The sequence below is a fragment of the Asanoa iriomotensis genome (assembly GCF_016862515.1).
In the GTDB taxonomy this organism is placed as follows: domain Bacteria; phylum Actinomycetota; class Actinomycetes; order Mycobacteriales; family Micromonosporaceae; genus Asanoa; species Asanoa iriomotensis.
Window position 1 is genome coordinate 13377 of record NZ_BONC01000078.1, and the last position, 20848, is coordinate 34224.

At 71.3% G+C, this 20848-nt stretch carries 20 protein-coding genes and 1 pseudogene; 15 read left to right on the plus strand and 6 right to left on the minus strand.

The genetic code is table 11. The annotated features are described in order from the left end of the window. Positions 1–9 precede the first annotated feature (9 nt). A complete protein-coding gene (purB, locus tag Air01nite_RS34860) occupies positions 10–1434 on the plus strand; it encodes an adenylosuccinate lyase (protein ID WP_203707641.1) in 1425 nt (474 codons plus the stop codon). Between the two features lie 62 nt (positions 1435–1496). On the opposite strand, the gene Air01nite_RS34865 is transcribed toward purB, so the two are convergent. After that, entirely contained in the window at positions 1497–2189 is a 693-nt protein-coding gene (locus tag Air01nite_RS34865) for a S1 family peptidase (RefSeq protein ID WP_203707642.1), read from the minus strand. A gap of 117 nt (positions 2190–2306) precedes the next feature. Between Air01nite_RS34865 and Air01nite_RS34870 the strand changes: the two genes are divergently transcribed. The 4 genes and pseudogenes from Air01nite_RS34870 to purL form a co-directional block, all read left to right on the plus strand. After that, a complete protein-coding gene (locus Air01nite_RS34870; protein WP_203707643.1) occupies positions 2307–2918 on the plus strand; it encodes a TMEM165/GDT1 family protein in 612 nt (203 codons plus the stop codon). Positions 2919–3010: 92 nt separating this feature from the next. Continuing rightward, a complete protein-coding gene (gene purS / locus Air01nite_RS34875; protein ID WP_203707644.1) occupies positions 3011–3277 on the plus strand; it encodes a phosphoribosylformylglycinamidine synthase subunit PurS in 267 nt (88 codons plus the stop codon). Next, positions 3274–3957 carry a phosphoribosylformylglycinamidine synthase subunit PurQ gene (gene purQ, locus Air01nite_RS34880; RefSeq protein WP_203707645.1) on the plus strand — a complete coding sequence of 228 codons (684 nt, stop codon included), beginning with the start codon at positions 3274–3276 and terminating at the stop codon, positions 3955–3957. Before purS ends, purQ begins: the two co-directional genes overlap by 4 nt. Continuing rightward, positions 3954–6320: pseudogene (gene purL / locus Air01nite_RS34885) on the plus strand (phosphoribosylformylglycinamidine synthase subunit PurL); the annotation flags it as partial. The gene purQ and the pseudogene purL, both read left to right, overlap by 4 nt. 61 nt (positions 6321–6381) lie before the next feature. Here the strand turns inward: purL and Air01nite_RS34890 are convergent. After that, positions 6382–8373: a carboxypeptidase-like regulatory domain-containing protein gene (locus Air01nite_RS34890; protein ID WP_239091180.1), complete on the minus strand. Its 1992-nt coding sequence runs from the start codon at positions 8371–8373 to the stop codon at positions 6382–6384. Positions 8374–8542: 169 nt separating this feature from the next. Here Air01nite_RS34890 and Air01nite_RS34895 point away from each other — a divergent pair, with 169 nt between their 5' ends. From Air01nite_RS34895 to amcA, 5 genes are all read left to right on the plus strand, one after another. After that, the gene (locus tag Air01nite_RS34895) at positions 8543–8929 is read left to right on the plus strand and encodes a sterol carrier family protein (RefSeq protein ID WP_203707647.1); all 387 of its coding nucleotides are present in this window, start codon (positions 8543–8545) and stop codon (positions 8927–8929) included. Positions 8930–9026: 97 nt separating this feature from the next. Further along, positions 9027–10604 carry an amidophosphoribosyltransferase gene (gene purF / locus Air01nite_RS34900; RefSeq protein WP_239091181.1) on the plus strand — a complete coding sequence of 526 codons (1578 nt, stop codon included), beginning with the start codon at positions 9027–9029 and terminating at the stop codon, positions 10602–10604. 49 nt (positions 10605–10653) lie between these two features. Continuing rightward, a complete protein-coding gene (gene purM, locus Air01nite_RS34905; protein ID WP_203707648.1) occupies positions 10654–11805 on the plus strand; it encodes a phosphoribosylformylglycinamidine cyclo-ligase in 1152 nt (383 codons plus the stop codon). A gap of 140 nt (positions 11806–11945) precedes the next feature. Then, positions 11946–13052 (plus strand): cyclophane-forming radical SAM peptide maturase AmcB, encoded by a 1107-nt coding sequence (gene amcB, locus Air01nite_RS34910; protein WP_203707664.1) that lies wholly within the window; start codon positions 11946–11948, stop codon positions 13050–13052. Next, complete coding sequence (gene amcA / locus Air01nite_RS34915; protein WP_203707649.1) at positions 13021–13260, plus strand: multiple cyclophane-containing RiPP AmcA; 240 nt, start codon at positions 13021–13023, stop codon at positions 13258–13260. The genes amcB and amcA overlap by 32 nt, the downstream gene beginning before the upstream one ends. 76 nt (positions 13261–13336) lie before the next feature. On the opposite strand, the gene Air01nite_RS34920 is transcribed toward amcA, so the two are convergent. Both Air01nite_RS34920 and Air01nite_RS34925 read right to left on the minus strand, forming a co-directional pair. Beyond that, on the minus strand, positions 13337–13561 hold the full coding sequence (locus tag Air01nite_RS34920; RefSeq protein WP_203707650.1) for a DUF3073 domain-containing protein: 225 nt from the start codon (positions 13559–13561) through the stop codon (positions 13337–13339). A 213-nt stretch (positions 13562–13774) separates the two neighbouring features. Continuing rightward, positions 13775–14857: a Leu/Phe/Val dehydrogenase gene (locus tag Air01nite_RS34925; protein WP_203707651.1), complete on the minus strand. Its 1083-nt coding sequence runs from the start codon at positions 14855–14857 to the stop codon at positions 13775–13777. Positions 14858–15048: 191 nt separating this feature from the next. On the opposite strand from Air01nite_RS34925, the gene Air01nite_RS34930 reads away from it, so the two are divergent. From Air01nite_RS34930 to Air01nite_RS41705, 5 genes are all read left to right on the plus strand, one after another. After that, positions 15049–15888: a DUF8083 family protein gene (locus Air01nite_RS34930; protein WP_203707652.1), complete on the plus strand. Its 840-nt coding sequence runs from the start codon at positions 15049–15051 to the stop codon at positions 15886–15888. 247 nt (positions 15889–16135) lie between these two features. After that, positions 16136–16345, plus strand: coding sequence for a BldC family transcriptional regulator (locus Air01nite_RS34935; RefSeq protein WP_007073996.1), 210 nt, complete (start codon positions 16136–16138; stop codon positions 16343–16345). Between the two features lie 94 nt (positions 16346–16439). After that, positions 16440–17222 carry a class I SAM-dependent methyltransferase gene (locus Air01nite_RS34940; protein ID WP_203707653.1) on the plus strand — a complete coding sequence of 261 codons (783 nt, stop codon included), beginning with the start codon at positions 16440–16442 and terminating at the stop codon, positions 17220–17222. A 50-nt stretch (positions 17223–17272) separates the two neighbouring features. Continuing rightward, positions 17273–17836 (plus strand): hypothetical protein, encoded by a 564-nt coding sequence (locus Air01nite_RS34945; RefSeq protein WP_203707654.1) that lies wholly within the window; start codon positions 17273–17275, stop codon positions 17834–17836. After that, positions 17833–19239, plus strand: a complete 1407-nt coding sequence (locus tag Air01nite_RS41705; protein ID WP_203707655.1) for a PrsW family intramembrane metalloprotease — start codon at positions 17833–17835, stop codon at positions 19237–19239. Before Air01nite_RS34945 ends, Air01nite_RS41705 begins: the two co-directional genes overlap by 4 nt. A 3-nt stretch (positions 19240–19242) precedes the next feature. On the opposite strand, the gene Air01nite_RS34955 is transcribed toward Air01nite_RS41705, so the two are convergent. Continuing rightward, a complete protein-coding gene (locus Air01nite_RS34955; protein WP_203707656.1) occupies positions 19243–19992 on the minus strand; it encodes a GNAT family N-acetyltransferase in 750 nt (249 codons plus the stop codon). Beyond that, positions 19989–20672, minus strand: coding sequence for a DUF2786 domain-containing protein (locus Air01nite_RS34960; RefSeq protein WP_203707657.1), 684 nt, complete (start codon positions 20670–20672; stop codon positions 19989–19991). Before Air01nite_RS34960 ends, Air01nite_RS34955 begins: the two co-directional genes overlap by 4 nt. Positions 20673–20848 lie beyond the last annotated feature (176 nt).

A 20848-nucleotide genomic window follows, 5' to 3' on the forward strand; every position in this document is an offset into this window, starting at 1 on the left:
AATGGCCGGGTGACACAGGTACCCAACGTTCTCGCCGCCCGATACGCCTCGCCCGAGCTGGTCGCGCTCTGGTCGCCGACCGAAAAGGTGAAGCTGGAGCGACGGTTGTGGATCGCGGTGCTGGAGGCACAGCGCGACCTCGGCATCGCCGTGCCCGACGGCGTGGTCGAGGCCTATCGGGCGGTGCTCGACGACGTCGACCTGCTGTCGATCGCCGAACGCGAGCGGATCACCCGGCACGACGTGAAAGCGCGGATCGAGGAGTTCGCCGACCTGGCCGGCCACGAGCAGATCCACAAGGGGATGACCTCCCGCGACCTCACCGAGAACGTCGAGCAGCTGCAGGTCCGCTCGTCGCTGGAGCTGGTCCGCGTCCGGGTGGTCGCGGCCCTGGCCCGGCTCGCCCGGCTGGCTGTCGAGCACGACAACCTGGTGATGGCCGGCCGGTCGCACAACGTGGCGGCGCAGGCGACGACGCTGGGCAAGCGGTTCGCCTCGGCCGGCGAGGAGCTGCTGATCGCGTACCAGCGGCTCGACGATCTGATCGCCCGCTACCCGTTGCGCGGCATCAAGGGACCGGTCGGCACCGCCGCCGACCAGCTCGACCTCTTCGACGGCGACGCCGCCAAGGTCGCCGAGCTGGAGACCCGGGTGGCCGCCCACCTCGGCTTCTCGTCGGTGCTGAGCAGCGTTGGCCAGGTCTACCCGCGCTCGCTGGACCTCGACGTGGTCACCGCGCTGGCCCAGGTGGTCGCCGGGCCGAGCAGCCTGGCCACGACGATCCGGCTCATGGTCGGGCAGGAGCTGGTCACCGAGGGCTTCCGGCCGGGCCAGGTCGGCTCGAGCGCGATGCCGCACAAGATGAACACCCGGTCGAGCGAGCGGGTCAACGGGCTCGCGGTGGTGGTCCGCGGCTACGTCTCGATGATCGGCGAGCTGGCCGGCGACCAGTGGAACGAGGGCGACGTCTCGGACTCGGTGGTCCGCCGGGTCGCGCTGCCCGACGCGTTCTTCGCCACGGACGGCCTCTTCCAGACGTTCCTGACCGTGCTCGACGAGTTCGGCGCCTACCCGGCGGTGGTGGCCCGGGAGCTCGACCGCTACCTGCCGTTCCTGGCCACGACCAAGATCCTGGTCGCAGCGGTACGCCGGGGCGTCGGCCGCGAGACGGCGCACGAGGTGATCAAGGAGAACGCGGTCGCTGTGGCGCTCGCCATGCGGGAGAAAGGCAGCACCGAGAACGACCTCTTCGACCGGCTCGCCGCCGACGGCCGGCTCGGCCTGACCCGCGGCGAGATCGACGCGCTGGTCGCCGACCGGGCGGCGTTCGTCGGCGCGGCCGGTGCCCAGGTGGCCGCCGTGGCCGCGAAGATCGACGAGGTGGTGCGGCGGCACCCGGCCGCGGCGGGCTACACGCCCGGCGCGATCCTCTGACCGCAGCGACGTGGCGCCCCCGGGGGTGGGGGCGCCACGTCTTGTGGGAGAGCGTTGGCCTGTCAGACGCCGGCAGTGCTCTGGATCCACGCCCTGTTGTAGGCGACGCTGCCGTAGTTCTGGATGTTGACGCCGTCCGCGGTGGACGCGACGCCGACCTGGGCGCCGTTGTAGAACTGCGGGCCGCCGGAGTCGCCGCGCCACGCGTTGCCGTTGATCCGGGTGCTGCGGATCGCCCGGCCGCCGTACGCGTCGGTCACGTTGGTGCTGGTCACCCGCACGCTGGCCGTCTTGAGCACTGTCGAGGCGTCGCAGCCGCTGTAGCAGGTCATGCCCCAGCCGTAGATCGTGTTGGTCGAGTTGACCGGCGGGTACGCGCTCGAAAGTGACACGTAGCTCGTGCTCACCGCGCTGCTCAGCCGCATCAGCGCCAGGTCGTAGCGGGTGTAGGTGGCGCTGACCGTGCGGGTGACGCCGCCGGAGCCCCGGTTGACGCTGCCGACCCGCACCGACATCGAGCCGCTGATGCAGTGCCGGGCCGTGAGCACCCAGGTCGACGCGATGATCGTGCCCGAGCAGGTGAACGAGCCGTTGCTGAACACGGCCGCGGCCCACGGGGCCGACGCGACGGTGCTGCCGCCGATGATCTGCTGCGGGTCACTGGGCGCGACGGGTGCGGCGCCGGCCGCGCTGGGCGCGAGCAGGGCTCCGGTCAGGCTGATGGCGAGCGCGGCCAGGGTGAGGCGGGTGCGCATCTGGGCTCCTATCCGAGGGGGGTGGATCGGACTGCCCGAGACGCTATTGTGATATCGACGTATTTGCAATCATCAAATCCAGGTCATACGACACGGTGATGGCTAGCGTTGGCCGGGATGGAGTTCCTCATCGTCGCGGTCACCGCGTTCGCGCTGATCCTGCCGGTGGAACTGCCCGACAAAAGCGTGGTCGCGACGCTCGTGCTCAGCACGCGGTATCCGCCACTGTCGGTGTGGCTGGGTGTTGCCGCGGCGTTCGGTGTGCAGTGCGCGGTGGCGGTCGGCGCCGGGACGCTGATCGCCCGGCTGCCCGAGCGCCCGGTCGAATTCGTCGCCGCGGCGCTGTTCCTCGCCGGCGCCGTCGTGCTCTTCCTCGGCGCGCGCCGGGCCGGCCACGAAAGCCCGGATGAGGAACAACAGGACTATGCGCAGCGCATAAAAGGTCGGCGCACCGGCCTGCGCGCCGCGGCGGCCAGCTTCGTCGTCCTGTTCACCGCCGAGTGGGGTGACCTCTCGCAGTTGCTGACCGCCGGGCTGGTGGCGAGTGGCCGAAATCCCATTCCGGTTTTCATCGGCTCCTGGCTCGCGCTGATCGTCGTCTCGGGCGCCGCCGTGCTGCTCGGTCGGTGGCTGCAGAAGAGGGTCAAGTTGTCGCTGATTCGATATGTGGCAGCCGGTATCTGCCTTGTCCTCGCACTGTTGACAACGGTTGCGGCGGTGCGCGCGTAATGCCTGTTCCACGGCGTGGGCGGGTGCCGGTCAACGTCTATCTACCGGGTACTCTTGGCGCGCTTACCGCGTACGAAAGTCAGGAGTGCCCAGTGGCTCGCGTCGTCGTCGACGTCATGCTCAAGCCGGAGATCCTCGATCCGCAGGGCCAGGCGGTCGCCAACGCGCTGCCACGGCTCGGCATCAGCGATGTCTCCTCCGTGCGCATCGGCCGCCGCATCGAGATCGAGTTCACCGGTGCCGCCGACCCGGAACGGGTCCGCGAGATCGCCGACAAGCTGCTCGCCAACCCGGTGATCGAGGATTTCACGATCCAGGAGGTCGCCGAGGAGGCCGTCCCGGCGGGTGAGCCGTCATGAGTGCCCGCGTCGGTGTCGTGACGTTCCCGGGCTCGCTGGACGACGGCGACGCCGCCCGCGCCGTGCGGGTCTCCGGCGGCGAGGCGGTGCGGCTGTGGCACGGCGACCGTGACCTGCACGGCGTCGACGCCGTGGTGCTGCCCGGCGGCTTCTCCTACGGCGACTACCTGCGCACCGGCGCGATCGCCCGGTTCGCGCCCGTGATGGAGTCGATCGTCGACGGTGCCCGCGCCGGCCTCCCGGTGCTCGGCATCTGCAACGGCTTCCAGATCCTCTGCGAGGCGCACCTGTTGCCGGGTGCCCTCACCCGCAACAGCCACCTCCACTTCCGCAACCGTGACCAGTGGCTGCGCGTCCACGCCAGCAACACCGCGTGGACCAACTCGTTCGAGACCGACCAGGAGATCCTGGTGCCGCTCAAGAGCGGCGAGGGCCGATACGTGGCCGACCAGGCGACGCTCGACGAGTTGGCCGCCAACGGCCGGATCGTGGCGACCTACCTGCGCGGCAACCCCAACGGCTCCGAGCGCGACATCGCCGGGGTCACCAACGAGGCCGGCAACGTCGTCGGGCTCATGCCCCACCCCGAGCACGCGATCGAGGCACTGACCGGTCCGTCGCTCGACGGGTTGGGCTTCTTCACCTCGATTCTCAAGCACTTGGCGGGGGCCTCGGCATGACAACTCAGCCCGACACAGCGTCGAGCGAGGCAGCACTTCCGGAACGGGCGGCGGCTTTTGGCGGCCCGGACGACCCCGACACGGTCGAGCGGGCCGGTGCCACCGCTGACGAGCTGCAGCCGTTCGCCGAGCTCGGCCTCCGCGACGACGAATACGAGCGGATCCGCGGCATCCTCGACCGCCGGCCGACCCAGTCCGAGCTGGCGATGTACTCGATCATGTGGAGCGAGCACTGCTCCTACAAGTCGAGCAAGGTGCACCTGCGCCAGTTCGGCGAGAAGCAGCCGCCCAGCGACCGGATGCTCGCGGGCATCGGCGAGAACGCCGGCGTCATCAAGATCAACGACGAGCTGGCGGTGACCTTCAAGGTCGAGTCGCACAACCACCCGAGCTTCGTCGAGCCCTACCAGGGCGCCGCGACGGGCGTCGGCGGCATCGTCCGCGACATCCTCGCGATGGGCGCCCGGCCGGTCGCCGTGATGGACCCGCTGCGGTTCGGCGCGGCCGACCACGAGGACACCGCCCGCGTGCTGCCCGGCGTGGTCGCCGGCATCGGCGGCTACGGCAACTGCCTCGGCCTGCCCAACGTCGGTGGCGAGGTCGTGTTCGACCCCACCTATCAGGGCAACCCGCTGGTCAACGCGCTCTGCGTGGGCGTGCTGCCGGTCGACCGCCTGCAGAAGAAGGACGCCGCCGGTCCCGGCAACATCGTGGTGCTGATGGGCGCCAAGACCGGCCGCGACGGCATCGGCGGCGTGTCCGTGCTGGCCAGCGCGACCTTCGACGACGGCAGCCACGCGCGCCGCCCGTCGGTGCAGGTCGGCGACCCGTTCACCGAGAAGCTGCTGATCGAGGCCTGCCTGGAGCTCTACGACGCCGATCTGGTCGTGGGCATCCAGGACCTCGGCGGGGCCGGCCTGACCTGCGCGCTGACCGAGACGGCGGCCGCCGCCGGCACCGGCATGCGGGTGTGGCTGGAGCGGGTGCCGCTGCGCGAGCCCTCGATGGAGCCGCACGAGATCCTGGCCAGCGAGTCGCAGGAGCGGATGCTGCTGATCGTCAAGCCCGAGCAGCTCGACGCGGTGCTCGGCGTGGCGGAGAAGTGGGGCGTGCTCGCGACCGCGATCGGCGAGGTCACCCCGTCAGAGGTCAGCGGCCTGCCGGGCCGGCTCCGGATCACCTGGCGCGACCACCTGGTCGTCGACGTGCCGCCGGCGTCGCTCGCCGACGACGGCCCGGTCTACGCCCGCCCGATGCGCGAGCCTGCCGACCTGATCCTGCTGCAGGCCGACCGGGCCGAGACCCTGCCGCGGCCGGCGACGCCGGACGACCTGAAGGCGACCCTGCTGCGGATGGTCGGCTCGCCCAACCTGTGCGACAAGTCGTGGGTCACCGAGCAGTACGACCGCTATGTGCTCGGCAACACCGTGCTCGCCCAGCCGGAGGACGCCGGCGTGATCCGGGTCGACGAGAACAGCGGGCTCGGCGTCGCGCTGTCGGTCGACGGCAACGGCCGGTTCGCCCGGCTCGACCCGTACAACGGCGCCAAGCTGGCGCTGGCCGAGAGCTACCGCAACGTGGCCGTCACCGGCGCCAAGCCGGTCGCGGTGACCAACTGCCTCAACTTCGGCTCGCCCGAGGACCCGGCGGTCATGTGGCAGTTCGCCGAGGCCGTCCGCGGCCTGGCCGACGGCTGCCTCGAGCTGGGCATCCCGGTGACCGGCGGCAACGTCAGCTTCTACAACCAGACCGGCGCCGCCGCGATCCACCCGACCCCGGTGGTCGGCGTGCTCGGTGTGATCGACAACGTGGCCGACCGGGTGCCGATCGGCTTCGCCAAGCCGCCGACCGGCGACGGTGACCTCATCTTCCTGCTCGGCGAGACGGCCAACGAGCTGTCCGGCTCCGAGTGGGCCTGGGTGACCCACGAGCACCTCGGCGGCGTTCCGCCCAAGGTCGACCTGGCCAAGGAGCAGGCGTTGGCCCAGGTCCTGGCCGAGGCGGCCCGGGTCGGGCACCTGAGTGCGGCCCACGACGTCTCCGACGGCGGTCTCGCCCAGGCTCTGGTCGAGGCGTGCCTGCGCAACGGCGTCGGCGCCCGGATCGCGCTGCCCGAGGAGTTCTCGGCGGGCTCGATGCCGTTCGTCTACCTGTTCAGCGAGTCCGCCGGGCGGGCCGTGGTGTCCGTGCCGCGCGGGCACGAGAAGGCGTTCACGGGGCTCTGCGCGGAGCAGGGCGTGCCGTGGACCCCGATCGGCGTCACCGACGGCCAGAACGCGGCGCTGGACATCCGCGGCCAGTTCTCGGTGCCGCTCGAGGAGTTGCGCGAGGCGCACACCGCGACGATGCCGGCGCTGTTCGGCTGATCGACAGATACGAAGAAGGGGGCCGCGCTAGCGGCCCCCTTCTTCGTGTTGCTGTTGCTCAGTCGTCCAGCCAGCCCAGCTCGCGCCGGTCGCCACCACGACCACCGCCGCCGCCGTGCCGGGCGCGGCCCTCGCCGCCGTTGTTCTGCTGGCCCTGACCGTCGTAGTAGTCACCGCGGTCGTCGTAGCCGGCGTTCTGGTTGCCGCCGTACGCGCCGCCGCCGCGCTGCTCGGGCACCCGGTCGTAGCCGCCGCCCTCGTAGCCACCGCCGCGGCCGTAGTCGCCGCCGCCGGCCGGGTAACCGCGGGTGTCGTCGTAGCCGCCACCCTGCTGGCCGCCGTAGCCGCCGCCCTCGTAGCCGCCACGACCCTGCTGGTCGTAGCCGCCGCGCGGAGCGCTGCCGTAGCCGTTGGCGCCGCCCTGGTCGTAGCCGTTGGGCTCGGCACCGTAGCCGCGGTCGTCGCCGTAACCGCCGCCCGAGGCGGGTGCGCCGCCGTAGCCGTTGTTGCCGCCACCGGCGCCGTAGCCGCTGTTGCCGGCACCGCCGCCGTAGCCGTTGTCGCGACCGCCGTAGCCGTCGCCACCGGAGGCCGGCTCGTAGCGACCCGTCGGCTCGTCGAACCGCTGGTCGCCGTAGCCACCGCCACCGGACTGCGGATAACCGGCCGGGCCGGCACCGTAGCCGCCGCCCGAGGCCGGGGCCCCGCCGTATCCGCCGGCACCCGAGCCGGGCGCGTCACCGTAGCCACCGCCGGCGCCGTAGCCGCCACCCGAACCCGGCGCGTTGCCGAACTGGGTGGGTGCCGCACCGCCGTACATCTGCGTGGCCTGGTCGTAGCCGCCGACCTGGGTGGGCTGGCTGGCGCCGTAACCACCGGCGCCGCCGGCGTCCCAACCGGGCTGCTGTTGCCCGTAGGTCGGTGCCTGCGCGGGCATCGGTGCGCCGTAGGGGTCGGGGAACTCGTCCATCGGCGCGCGACTGTGCAGCATCGTCGGTGCGTCGGCCATCGGGCCGCCGCCGGGCCCGGCGATCCGGGTCGCGTCGTTTCCACCGCCGCGGTACGCGGCCGCGCCACCCATCGGCGCCGCCGGGCGTACACCCGTGGTCGAGGTCGCGTCGTCCGGGTCGTCGTTCTCCTTGCGGCGCAGCATCACCCAGACGATGCCGCCGACGCCGAACGCGACCAGCAGGCCGCCGCCGAGCACGACCAGCCAGTTGCCGAAGCCGCCGCCCTCATCCGTGTTGCCGGCCGGGTTGGCCGCGATCGCGGAGTCGCTCGGCTCGTCGGTGAGCTCGTCGTCGAGCGGCGCCTCTTCGGTCGGCACCGGGGTGCCGCTCGGGCTCGCCGCGGCGGTGAGCTGCAGACTCAGCGTGACGCCGGTGCTGCTCTGGCCCGCGTTGACGGTGATCGCCTTGGTGACCTTGATCTCGTCCTTCGACGCGCCGATGGTGATGCGCCCGGGCGCGATCGGGTTCCGCTCCGAGCCGTTGAAGCGGAAGGTGCCGTTCGAGCTGGCGATCGTCTCGTGGGTCTGGGAGTTGCCGTCGCTGAGCGCGACGTAGGCACCGTTGACCGGTTTGCCGTCGGCCTGGTTGATGACCTTGCCGCTGATCGTCTTGACCGTCTCGGTCGGCGGCGGCGCCTGCACCTGCTTGCCGCGCACCGTCATGTCGCGCGTCGCCTGGGCGTTCTCGCCGTTGATCGAGACCTGCACGATCACCTGGCCGGCCTTGGTCTGGCCGTCAGGGACGTTGCCGGCGGTCACCCGCGCCGTGACCTCTTCCGTGTCACCGGCGTTGATGTCGATGTCGCCGTCGCAGTTCTGGCTGCAGCTGAGCTCGCCGAAGCTGGTCGTCACCCGGACCGTGGCCGTCTGGCGGTTGTTGCCAGGGTTGTCCGACGGGTTGTTGTTCTTGATGCTGATCCGTACGTTCGCGTTCTCACCAGGAGATAGCGAGCCGTTGGAGACGCTGATCGACACCGTCGGTGGTGCCGCCTGTGCGGGGCTTGGAAAAAAGGTGACCAGTGCGCCAGCACTCAGCGCCACGACCACACCGGCCCGTACGCGCCAGGCTCGTCGGTGTGTTGTCACGTCCACCGCCTTCCGGTCTCACCCCCGAACGAGTACACCGTCGGTCACTATGCCTTGCCCGACGGGGTCAGCGCGACCCAGGGGCCGAAGGAACTAGGACGCAAGAAGGTCGTATCGTCCCGTCATGTCCCCTGCGCACAATAAGTCACCCGCGGTCGCGGCTGCCCTAGCCGCCCTCGACGCCGGGGGAAGCCCCGAGAAGACCACTCTCCGTGACGCTGTGCGTGCGCTGCTGACCGACCTCGCCCAGCGGGTTCCCGGCCGCTCGGTCGAGGTGCGCGTCCCACCTTACGGTGCGGTGCAATGCATCCCCGGACCGCGACATACCAGAGGTACGCCCTCCAATGTGGTCGAAACGGACGGTGTGACGTGGATCCTGCTCGCGACCGGTCGCCTGTCGTGGGCTGAGGCGATGGCCGCCGGCAAGATCAAGGCCAGCGGAATCCGGGCCGATCTTTCCCCATATCTACCCGAGGGGCCAGATTTCGGGTCGCCCGAAGGTGTTCCCTGACCCTGAGCGCGCTCAAGGTGGCCCGCTGTGACCGGCGGGAACTCGCGTACACTGGCGCGAGCAAGTCGTGCCAAGAATCAGCAGCGAGGAGCGCCAGGTGCCCCGAGGCGACGGCCGGTTGAGCCAGGACCTCGACCCCCAACGGCCGGGCCCGCAGGATGCTTGCGGTGTCTTCGGCGTGTGGGGGCCGGGTGAAGAGGTCGCCAAGCTGACCTACTTCGGGCTCTACGCCCTCCAGCACCGAGGCCAGGAAGCGGCCGGCATCGCCGTGAGCGACGGCTCCGGCGTGGTGGTCTACAAGGACCTCGGCCTGGTCGCCCAGGTCTTCGACGAGCCGACCCTGGCCAGCCTGCGCGGCCACCTCGCCATCGGCCACACGCGTTACTCCACCACCGGCGGCTCCACCTGGGAAAACGCGCAGCCGACGATCCGCGCCACCAGCGCCGGCACGACCATCGCGCTGGCGCACAACGGCAACCTGGTCAACACCGCCGAGCTGGCCCGCGAGGTCGCCGACCGCGGCCTGCACACCGACCCCGCCACCACCTCCGACACCGCGATGGTGACGGCGCTGCTCACCGGCCGGCCCGACCTCTCCGTCGAGGCCGCCGCGCTCGAGGTGCTGCCGACGCTGCGCGGCGCGTTCAGCTTCGTGTTCATGGACGAGACCACGCTCTACGCGGCGCGCGACGCCCACGGCGTGCGCCCGCTGGTGCTCGGCCGGCTCGAGCGGGGCTGGGTGGTGGCCAGTGAGACGGCGGCGCTCGACATCGTCGGCGCGAGCTTCGTCCGCGAGGTCGAGCCGGGCGAGCTGCTCGCGATCGACGAGGACGGGCTGCGCTCGTCGCGGTTCGCCGTCCCCGAGCCCAAGGGCTGCCTCTTCGAATACGTCTACATCGCGCGGCCCGACACCACGATCGCCGGGCGCAACGTGCACGCCGCCCGGGTGCAGATCGGCCGCCAGCTGGCCAAGGAGCACCCGGTCGAGGCCGACATGGTGATCCCGGTGCCCGAGTCGGGCACGCCGGCCGCGATCGGCTACGCGGCCGAGTCGGGCATCACCTACGGCGCGGGCCTGGTGAAGAACGCCTACGTCGGGCGCACCTTCATCCAGCCGTCGCAGACCCTGCGCCAGCTGGGCATCCGGCTCAAGCTCAACCCACTGCGGGAAAACGTCCGCGGCAAGCGGATCGTGGTGGTCGACGACTCCATCGTGCGGGGCAACACACAGCGGGCGATCGTCCGGATGCTCCGCGAGGCCGGCGCGCTCGAGGTGCACGTGCGCATCTCCTCGCCGCCGGTCAACTGGCCGTGCTTCTACGGGATCGACTTCGCGACCCGGGCGGAGCTGCTGGCCAACGGCCTCGACAACGACGGCATCCGGCGTTCGATCGGTGCCGACACGTTGGGATACGTATCACTCGGCGGTCTGGTGGCCGCGACCGAGCAGCCGAAGACGCGCTTGTGCCGCGCGTGTTTCGACGGGGAATACCCGATCCCGCTGCCGGCCGGCAACCTGATCGGCAAGCACGTGCTCGAAGGGGTCGCCCGCCGGGTCGACGCCGATGCCGAGCAGCGCAACGATGGCGGAGCCGAGCGTCCGGCGGCGAGCGACCAGTTGGTCGCGCAGCGGCTGGCGGCCAGCTCCAACGGCGGCGGCACGCACCGTTCCTAGCCGGCGTCTCCACCGAGACACCGCGCGTCAGGCGTTAAAGGGAGAAATCGTGACGCACGTTACTGAGCGGGGCGGCGGCCCGGCCAACACCTCGGGCTCCGACGGTATGCAGCCGTGGACGGCCGGCGCGGGACGGTCCAGTCGCAAGCGCACAGTGACGTACGCCGACGCCGGCGTCTCTATCCACGCCGGCGAGCGCGCGGTCGAGCTGCTCAAGAGCAAGGTGGCCCGGGCGCAGCGGCCGGAGGTCCTCGGTGACCTCGGTGGCTTCGCCGGCCTGTTCCGGCTCGACACCAAGCGCTACAAGAACCCGATCCTCGCCTCGTCGACCGACGGCGTCGGCACCAAGCTGGTGATCGCGCAGCAGCTCGACATCCACGACACGGTCGGCATCGACCTGGTCGCGATGGTCGTCGACGACCTGGTGGCCTGCGGCGCCGAGCCGCTGTTCCTGCTCGACTACATCGCCTGCGGCGAGGTCGTGCCCGACAAGGTCGCCGAGATCGGCGCCGGCATCTCCGACGGCTGCCGCTACGCCGGCTGCGCGCTGCTCGGCGGCGAGACGGCCGAGCACCCGGGCGTCCTGCGCCCCGACGAATATGACCTGTCCGCCACCGGCGTCGGCGTGGTGGAGGAGAGCGAGATCCTCGGCCGCGACCGGGTCGAGGTCGGCGACGTCGTCATCGCGATGCGCTCGTCGGGCCTGCACTCCAACGGCTACTCGCTGGTCCGCCACGTGCTGCTCGGCGCCGGGCGGATGCGGCTCGACACGGTGGTCGACGACTTCGGCAAGCAGCGCACCCTCGGTGAGGAGCTGTTGACGCCGACCAAGATCTACGCCCGCGACTGCCTCAAGCTGATCGAAGAGGCCGAGGTGCGGGCGCTGGCCCACGTCACCGGCGGCGGCATCCCGGGCAACCTCGTGCGGGTGCTCCCGGAGCACGTCGACGCGGTGGTCAACCGGTCGACCTGGAAGCCGCAGCCGATCTTCGACCTCGTGCAGTCCAAGGGCCGCATCGAGGACCCGGAGATGGAGTCGACGTTCAACATGGGCGTCGGCATGTTCGCGATCGTCTCCGCCGAGGACGCCGACCGGGCCCTCGCCTTCCTCGCCGGGCGCGGCATCGACGCGTGGCAGGCGGGCGAGATCATCGAGGGCACGGGGACCGTTCAGATGATCGGCCAGCACACGCGCGGCTGACCTGCCGGGCCGGTGTGATCGTTCGCCTACCTGATTGGGTCTTACCCGATTGGCCACCGCCGCCTAACCTAAAGTCCTGCCTCGGCACCTCGACGGGGAGAGGAGGGCGGGTGGTTGTCCGGCGGGCCCAGTTCACCGGTATGCGCGGCATCGCCCCCGTGCCTTCCTACGTGGTTATGCAGCCCACGACGCTGTGCAACCTCGACTGCGCCTACTGCTACCTGCCCTTCCGGTCAGCCGATCGGAAGATGCCGGTCGATGTGGCGGCCGCGGTCGCCGGGCCGGCCAACCAGTGGGCCCGCGACGGCCGGTTCTCGGTGGTCTGGCACGGCGGGGAGCCGCTGGCCGCCGGCCGCGACCATTTCGCGGCGCTGCTCGCGCCGTTCGACCCGCGCGTCGAGCACCACGTGCAGACCAACGCGACCCTGATCGACGCGGCGTGGTGCGAGTTCTTCGCCGAGCACGAGATCCGGGTCAGCGTCAGCGTCGACGGTCCGCGCGAGCGCAACGGCGACCGGGTCACCCGGGGCGGCCGGCCCGCGTACGACCGGATCATGCGTGGCATCGAGACCCTCCGCGCGCACGACATCGGCTTCTCCGCCCTCTGCGTGGTCTCCGACCCCGCGCCGGGGCGGGCGGCCGAGCTCTACCGCTACTTCCTCGACCTCGGATGCGACGTGCTCGGCATCAACATCGAGGAGACGGAGGGCACCAACACCCGCGGCAACGCCCACCCGGCCGGCCAGGTCGTCGACTTCTGGGCCGAGTTGGTCGCCGCCTGGCGCCAGGACCCGCGGATCCACGTCCGCGAGATCGAGTGGTCGCTGCGCTACACCGAGGCGGTGCTGATCGGCACGGCCGACAGCGTGCTGCCGCGCAAGCTCGACCCGATTCCCACCGTCGCCTACGACGGCTCGGTGGTGCTGCTCTCTCCGGAGCTGGCCGGGTTCCAGGACGCCCGGCACGGCGACTTCAGCAGTGGCAACGTCCTCGCGACACCCCTTACCGAGATCATCGCCGGGGCACACCGGCGCACGCCCTGGGTCGCCGAGTTCCTCGACGGCGTGGAGGCGTGCCGAGCGAGCTGCCCCTACTTCGGTTTCTGCGGCGGTGCACACGCGGCAAACCGCTATTTCGAACACGGCCGGTTCGACACGACCGAAACCGACCACTGCCGCAACAGCAAGATCCGCCTACTGGAAGGGGTGTTGCAGCATGCCCGAGACCACCAGCCTTCGGCCGTCTGACCAGGCCGAGGGCGCCGAGGCCGACGCTGATGACCTGGCGGAGCGCGTCAACGGAGCCCGGGCAGGGCTGACCGCGCTGCTGTCCGAGGCGGAACACGCGCGCAAGCTACGCGCCGAAGCGGCCGACCCGGCCGGCGGTGCGGTGTGCGCCTGGAACCACTTCGAGAACATCCCGACGTTCTACAACTGGAACAACCGCCCCCGCTGACGCGCGTGGCCCCGCTGACCCCTCGGACACAGCCGAGCACGCGGGTTACACCGCGTGCTCGTTGGTGACCTGGGGGTCAGCGGGAGCGAGACGACCAGTTGTTGGAAGCGTCGTCTTCTGCGTTGTCGTCCTCGTCTTCGTCGTCGACATAGCTGTTGCTGTAGTCGTCGTCGAAGTCGTGGTCCGACTGGCTGTGGCCGCCGAGTTCTCGCTGCAAAGCGGCGAGGTCGGTGTTCGGGGAGTGATACTTCAACTCCCGGGCCACCTTTGTCTGCTTGGCCTTAGCACGGCCGCGCCCCATGGCTCGACCCCCTCGCACAGAATTCGGGGCAGCACGAAGGCGGGCCCCGATGACGTCAGGCATCTCTCGTGGCTCTTACGGTACATGGGGATGGCCAGGTTCGACACCTCGGGTTGCCCCGCGTGGTCGGCGCGTCGATCACGTTTCTGATCAGGCCAATGTCGGACGGCCCCTTACCGGTCGGCGACGCGGCCGGTAAGGGGCTCTTCCCGCTCAGCCCAGGTGGATGGTCCGGAGCCGCCCGATCTCCGCCATTCGGCGCTCTGCCAGGCGATCCGCGGCCACCGCCGGCGGGACGCCCTCGGCGTCCGCGAGCCGGAGGATTTCGCGCGTGGTGTCGTAGATCCGCGTCGCACGCAGCTTCGCGCGCTCGAAGTTGAACCCCTCGATCTCATCTGCGACCTGGATCACACCGCCCGCATTGACCACGTAGTCAGGGGCGTAGAGCACCCCCCGGTCGGCGAGTTGCTTCTCGATGCCCGGGTGCGCCAACTGGTTGTTGGCGGCACCGGCGACCACCTTGGCCCGCAGCACCGAAACGGTGTCGTCGGCCAGGGCGCCACCGAGCGCACAGGGGGCGTACACGTCGATGTCGGCGGCCACCATGGCGGCCGCGTCGTCGACCAGGTCCACCTGGGGGTAGGCCTCCCGGACCCAGTCGATGGCCCGCTGGTCGACGTCGGTGGCGACCACCGAGGCGCCGTCCTCGATCAGGTGAGCGGTGAGGTGCTTACCGACCTTGCCCAGGCCGGAGACGCCGACCCGGCGCCCGGCCAGCGTCGGGCTGCCCCAGACGTGCTCGGCCGCCGCCCGCATGCCCTGGAAGACACCCCAGGCGGTGAGCACCGAGGAGTCGCCGGCGCCGCCGTGCTCGACGCTGCGGCCGGTGACGAACCGGGTCTCCCGGGCCACCACGTCCATGTCGGCGACATAGGTGCCGACGTCGCACGCCGTGTAGTAGCGGCCGCCGAGGGACTGGACGAACCGCCCGTACGCCCGCAGCAGGCTTTCGCTCTTGTCCTTCTCGGGGTCACCCCAGATGACCGCCTTGCCGCCGCCCAGGTCGAGACCGGCCAGAGCGTTCTTGTACGCCATGCCGCGGGAGAGATCCAGCACGTCGTGGAGGGCGTCGGCCTCGCTGGCGTAGGGATAGAAGCGGGTGCCGCCGAGCGCGGGGCCCAGTGCGGTCGAGTAGATACCGATGATCGCCTTCAGGCCGCTCTGCTTGTCCTGGCAGAAGACGACCTGTTCGTGGCCGGTGGAGTCGGGGTCTTCCGTGCTGGCGAATACGCCCATCGCTGCTCCTGTCGTCACCGCGCGTCCTCGTGGGCCGCACGCACGCTGTGCACTCCGGCGGGGTGGTGCCGAAGTTTCTGGGGACGACGATATTCCCGTTGGCAACCCGATGCCGCCGCGAGTCGGTGACGACCCGCTGGCCAGATACCCCGTCGTTACGGACGGCGGCCAATTCGTGGGAGGATCGCGCCGTGCCGTCGCTGTTCGCTTCCTACCTGCGCGTCTACGAGCCGTTGACCGCATTCGATCGCGAACGTCAGGTCTTCTGGCGCCGTTACGTGCGGGAAGGCCGTGCTGTCGCGCCCGCCGAAGGCCCCGTCCGCCAACGCACGGCCGTGATCGAGGGCCTCGGCGCCGGCTGGACCCGGCTGCCTGACCTGCCCGAAGAGGCCTACGTGCTGGAGGCCGACGACACGCTGCTCGTCTGCCCCTGGAACCTGCGGCTGCGGGTCGCCGAGGCGGCGCTGAGCGCGCGCGACGGCGTGCCGTCGGTGATCGCCGACGCGTTCGTCCCGCCGGTGCTCGCCGGCCAGGCCCGCGCGGTGGTCGACGACTGGCGCAGCGGGGCCCGGGTGCTGGAGCACGGCGTGCCGCGGGTGCACGAGCAGATCTCGACCTGGGGTGTGCCGCTGCGCTGGTTCGTCTTCGTCGACCTCGGCGAGCGCGACCTGGTGCTGCGCGAGGACCGCCGGTCGCTGCGCTACCGCACGGAGATCTCCAAGGCCCGCCGCCGGGCGTCCCGGGCGCTGTCGGTGCTGCGCAAGTCGGTGGGCGACGCGCCGATCACCGAGGCGGTCGAGGAGGGTGCGCGGTGGCTCGAGGAGTTCCACCCGCGTTCGGTGGTCGAGCTCGACTACGGCGGCCTCGTCGACCTGCTCTCCGACACCACTTTGGAAGAGGATGACTCGCCCGGTCTGGTCGCTGCCGGACTGGCCGCTTTGTCCCGCGGTGATGCTGATGGGGCCACAGAGGTCTATGAGAACTTGGTCACTCGTTGGCGCGCGATTCAGCTCCTCGAACGGTGTAATTAGGGGTCAAATCGGTGGTCTTGAATGAGCCATTCTCGTGTTTTCCTGAACACGAACGGTGACGTAGAGTCCAAATAAGGCGGTTTCTGGCATATAAAAACGCCATAAATCGGTCATTGCTCATCCGTCCATCCAGGGACGTTCGGCCGTTCGGCCCATGTCGGACATCGGGGACTAGCCGGACCATGAGAGACGCGTCGGCCGGCGGGACCCCGGCCGATGTCTATAGGTACCTGTGGAGGAGTGACCGATGGCATCGCGTACGCACGAACCCGAGCCGCTACTCACGCCGGCAGAGGTCGCGTCGATGTTCCGTGTCGACCCGAAGACGGTGACCCGGTGGGCGAAGGCCGGCAAGCTCAGCGCGATTCGCACGCTGGGCGGCCACCGCCGCTACCGTGAATCCGAGGTTCGAGCCCTGCTGCAGGGGCAGATTCCCCAGCAGCGCCAGGGCGACTGACCTAACCCCCCGGTCGATCGATCGTCGGACAGGGGCGGGAGCCACACGCCAACCGTGTGGGTCCCGCCCCTGATGCGTGTCTAAGGTCGGTCACGTGCAGGAACCCCTTGTAGGTGACGCGTTCGGTGAGCTGGTCAGGGACGCGTTGGCCGTACACACCGGGGTCGGACCCCGGCCCCTCGCGGGTGGGCGGTTGCCCCGGCCCGTCATCGAGATCATCGAGCGGGACGACGGGCTGATCAACGGCGCGCCCGCCGCCCCCTACCTCGACCCGCCTTCGGCCTGGCCGGACCACGATCACAGAGCGCTTTCCCGGGTACGCGGACGCGTGCTCGACATCGGCGTCGGCGCCGGCCGGATCGCCCTGGAGCTGCAGCAGCGCGGTGTGCCCGTGACCGGGCTCGACGTCTCGTCCGGCGCGATCGAGGTGTGCCGCCGGCGGGGCGTACGCGATCTCGTGCTGGCCACCGTCGACGAGCACGCCGCCGCCGGACCCCGCTACGACACGTTCCTGCTGCTCGGCAACAACCTCGGGCTGATCGGCGGTGCCGACCGGGCGCCGGCCTTCCTGGCCGCCCTCGCCGCGCTGGCCCGGCCCGGCGCACAGGTGATCGCGCACGGCACGGACCCGTACAACACCACGGACCCGGTGCACACGGCCTACCACCGGCTCAACCGCGCGCGGGGCCGGCTGGGCGGGCAGTTGCGGCTGCGGGTGCGCTATCGGGAGCTGACCACGGACTGGTTCGACTACCTCGTCTGCTCGGTCGACGAGCTGCGCGAGCTGGTCGCCGGGACGCCGTGGCGGGTTACGGACATCGATGACGCCGACGCCCCTTACTACCTGGCGACGCTGGAGCTGGCCGCCGCCGGGTAAAGGCGAACAAACCTCGGAATTCCGACTTGTCGGTCGGTAGCGTGCCCTCTATGAGGGTGGCACGCGGCACGCTGCTGCGGAACCTCGCCGGCAGCATCGGGGTGTTGTGCACCGTGGCCGGGCTGGCGTTCGGGCTGCCCGCCCTCGACCGCGCCCTGCCCGCGCAGCGCCCCGCCGGCGACGGCCCGTACCCGGTCGGCGGCGGTGTCACCGTCACCCCGCCGCCGGGCGCCCGGCTCGACGTCACGCTCACCCGACCCGGCGACACCCGCGGCACCGCCGTCTTCCTGACCGGCACCGTCCGCTACGTCGTCGTGGTCACGCCGTTCGACGGGTCGCTCGCCGAAGCGAACGCCCGGCTCCGCCGCAAGATCACGGGGGTACGCGGCCACGAGATCACCGGCAAGGAGTTCCCGGTCCGCACGGCCAGCGGCCTGAACGGGCTGCAGGGCACCTACGCCGCCCCGGGCCGGGCCGGTCGTTACCTGGTCTTCCGTGCCGGCGGCGTGGCGATCGAGGTGACCGCGGCCGGCAGCGCGCCGGCCCTGAGCGGCGCCCTGCCGGCGATCGAGGCGAGCACGCGGACGATCGCCTACCGCGGCGGCACCGCATGACACAGACCCTCCCGACGGCCCCGCGCCGGCGGGAGCCGGTGCACCCCACGCCCGAATGGGCGCACCCCGGCAAGTCGCTGTTGCTGCCGGCGTTCTGGGTCGTGCTGATGCTGATCGCGGGCGGTGCGGTCCGGGTGGCCCTGTTCGTCCGCGACTCGTTCGCCGCGTACCCCACCGCCACCCTGCTGGCGCTGGTGCTGTTCGGCCTCTACGCGGTCCCGTTCTGCGTCTTCGTGGCGGCCCTGGACTACTTGGAACGCGAGCCACCGCTGCTGCTGGCCACGGCGTTCGCCTGGGGCGGGCTGGTCGCCACGTCGATCTCGATCCGGGGCAACGCGGCGGTGCACAACCTGGTCGCCAAGCTGGCGTCACCGGGCCTGGCCGCCGAGTGGGGTTCCGCCCTGGCCGGCCCGACGGTCGAGGAGATCGCCAAGGCCCTCGGCATCGTCGCGATCGTCCTGGTCGCCCGGGCCCAGGTCAACAGCGTCCTGGACGGCGTGGTCTACGGCTCGCTGGTGGGCCTGGGCTTCCAGGTGGTCGAGGACGTGGTCTACGCGGTCAACGCGGTGGCGGTGGCGGGCCGGGGCGACCAGGTGGCTCCGGTGATAGCCACGTTCCTGCTCCGGGGCTTCCTGGCGGGCTTGTGGAGCCACACGCTGTTCGGCGCGCTGGCCGGGGCCGGGATCGGCTACCTGGCGGTGCGCACGGACCGCTCACTGCTGGTCCGGGTGACGGTGGCGGTGTTGTCGGTGCTGGGCGCGATGGCGATCCACTTCCTGTGGAACTCCCCGTTGCTAAGCCTGGGCGGCGGGGCGGGCATCTTCGGCGACCTGTTCGTCAAGGGCATCCCGCCGCTGCTGATGATCCTGCTGCTGGTCCGCGGGGTGCGACATCGGGAGGCGGACTACTACATGGGGCAACTGGCGGCACTGGGCGACCGCCGGATCGCGACCGAGGACGAGCTGCGGGTGTTGGGCCATGGTCATCTGCGGGCGGGGGCGCGGCGGTACGCGTACGGCCGGGGCGGCGTGAAGGCCCGCCGTGCGGTCCGCCGCCTGCAACGCGCCCAGGCCCGACTCGCGGTGGAACTGAGCCGCGGCGTGGTCCGGTCAGGCCCGGCGCCGGCACCCGACCCCGCCGCGGCCCCGACGGCCAGCGCGGTGGGCGTCGCCCGGGTCGCGGACGGCCCCACGTGCGCCCCCATCCTGGGTGGATCGCACGCGGTCCGCTGGCGGGACCGGGTGCTGGTGGAACGCGGCCGCATGCTGGCCCTCGGCCACCCGGAGGCGACCGCCCCCTTGAGCCACAACGGCAGCATCCGCCGCATCCTCGGCGGCATCGCAGTGTTCCTGGCCGCCATGATCGTGGTCGGCCTCTCCTTGATCGCCCTCGGCGCCTCGTGACGGTCAGCTCCGGATCGCGTGCTCGACCACGTCTCCGCAGGGCTCGAAGCCCAGGCCTGTGTAAAGCCCGACCGCGGCGTGGGCCGCCTGCAAGATCGCTGTTTCGTGACCCTCGGTCGCCGCCAGTTGCAGGCCGAAGGAGAGCAGCGCGGTCGCCCAACCCTGGCGCCGCGCGGTCGCCAGGGTGCAGACGTTGTAGAAGCCTGCTGCGCCGCCGCCGTAGCAGAGCTCCGCCGCCGCGACCGGCTGCCCGTCCGCGTAGCCGATCAGGTAGCGGGACGAGCTGTCCAACGCCGAGGCCGCCGCGCGCTCGAAGAACTCCACGACCGTCGGCGCTGGTGGTGACCAGTTCGCCGCCACCACCGATGCCCAGTCAGCCAGGTCAGCGGGCGTCGCCGCCACCCGGACCGGGCGGTCGATCTGGCGCGGGCCGGTGCGGCACCACATCGCGAGTTCGCGCTCGCCGACCGGCAGGCCCGCGGCCAGCAAACGGTCCGACAGGTCCGCCGGTGTCGAGCTCGGGCCGACCCACCACGTGAACGGCCGCCCGGCCGCCCGGACGAGATCGAGGGTCGCCGCGATGCGGTGTCGAGCGTCGCCGAACCGGGCCGCGGCCACGATGTTGAACGTGTCGTCGGCCAGGCCGCTGTCACAGACCAGCACGTCGCCCGATGCGAGCACGCGCATCCCGGGCGTCGAACCGTGCAGGTGGGACGCGTGCCACGCCAGGTTGTCGTCGACCGCCCGCTTCATGTCAGCGCATCGCGGGCGGGTGCGCCGACGTGCGCGCCGCCGCCGAGGTCGGCGGCGGTGCCAGCCGCGTAGCCCGACGCGCCGCCGTCACCGCTCAGCCGCCGCGGGCGGGCCAGGCGCGCGGTGGGATAAGCCTCGTCGCGCCGGCGCTCGACCGCGCCGGAACGGTCGGCCAGGACCAGGTCCATCGACGGTACGCCCGAGGAAGCCGCGGACTCGGCGGCGCGCAGTCGCGTGGACACCGCCGCCGCGAAGCCCGCCAGCCAGGACCGCCGGAACGCGGCCGGGTGCTGGCCCCACGGGATCGGCGTCGCCGCCAGGCCGTGTGCGGCCTGGACCAGCAGCGACGTGTAGAGCAGGTCCGCGCGCGTCACGTCGCTGTCGAAGCCGAACAGGTGCACCGCGATCGAGCCCGCCCGGGACAGCCGGATCGTCCGGCAGCGCAGCGGGATCGCGACGCCGACCAGCAGGCCCGCCTTGTCCGTGGCGTACGGCGACGGCACCTCGATCAGGCGGTCCACCACCGGGTCGCGGGCCGGGTCGCGGGCCGCGAGCAGCGCCTGGTCGACGCCGTACTTCGCGATCAGTTCCGTGGCCTTCGCCGTCAGCGCCTCGGCCTCGGCCGGTGAGCACGCCGGGTCCTCGGCCTTCGCCAGCAGCTTGCGGACCTTGTCGAGCATGCCTGCCTAACCCGCGCGGCGGCGCAGGGTTGCGACGGCCGAGCCCGCCAGCGTCAGCAGGCACTCCGGCAGTTGCCCGTCGGCCAGCGCCGCGCCGAACAGCGCCTCGCCGGTCGACGCGTCGCTGTTCGCGTAGGCGCTGACGAAGCGGGCCACCCAGCGGGTGTCGTACCCGG

Bases quoted from the DNA above. Each gene is read 5' to 3' on its own strand.
- Air01nite_RS34865 (WP_203707642.1), bottom strand. From the start codon at position 2,189: ATGCGCACCCGCCTCACCCTGGCCGCGCTCGCCATCAGCCTGACCGGA.
- Air01nite_RS34870 (WP_203707643.1), top strand. From the start codon at position 2,307: ATGGAGTTCCTCATCGTCGCGGTCACCGCGTTCGCGCTGATCCTGCCG.
- purQ (WP_203707645.1), top strand. From the start codon at position 3,274: ATGAGTGCCCGCGTCGGTGTCGTGACGTTCCCGGGCTCGCTGGACGAC.
- Air01nite_RS34895 (WP_203707647.1), top strand. From the start codon at position 8,543: ATGTCCCCTGCGCACAATAAGTCACCCGCGGTCGCGGCTGCCCTAGCC.
- amcB (WP_203707664.1), top strand. From the start codon at position 11,946: ATGCGCGGCATCGCCCCCGTGCCTTCCTACGTGGTTATGCAGCCCACG.
- amcA (WP_203707649.1), top strand. From the start codon at position 13,021: ATGCCCGAGACCACCAGCCTTCGGCCGTCTGACCAGGCCGAGGGCGCC.
- Air01nite_RS34920 (WP_203707650.1), bottom strand. From the start codon at position 13,561: ATGGGGCGCGGCCGTGCTAAGGCCAAGCAGACAAAGGTGGCCCGGGAG.
- Air01nite_RS34925 (WP_203707651.1), bottom strand. From the start codon at position 14,857: ATGGGCGTATTCGCCAGCACGGAAGACCCCGACTCCACCGGCCACGAA.
- Air01nite_RS34935 (WP_007073996.1), top strand. From the start codon at position 16,136: ATGGCATCGCGTACGCACGAACCCGAGCCGCTACTCACGCCGGCAGAG.
- Air01nite_RS34945 (WP_203707654.1), top strand. From the start codon at position 17,273: ATGAGGGTGGCACGCGGCACGCTGCTGCGGAACCTCGCCGGCAGCATC.
- Air01nite_RS41705 (WP_203707655.1), top strand. From the start codon at position 17,833: ATGACACAGACCCTCCCGACGGCCCCGCGCCGGCGGGAGCCGGTGCAC.
- Air01nite_RS34955 (WP_203707656.1), bottom strand. From the start codon at position 19,992: ATGAAGCGGGCGGTCGACGACAACCTGGCGTGGCACGCGTCCCACCTG.
- Air01nite_RS34960 (WP_203707657.1), bottom strand. From the start codon at position 20,672: ATGCTCGACAAGGTCCGCAAGCTGCTGGCGAAGGCCGAGGACCCGGCG.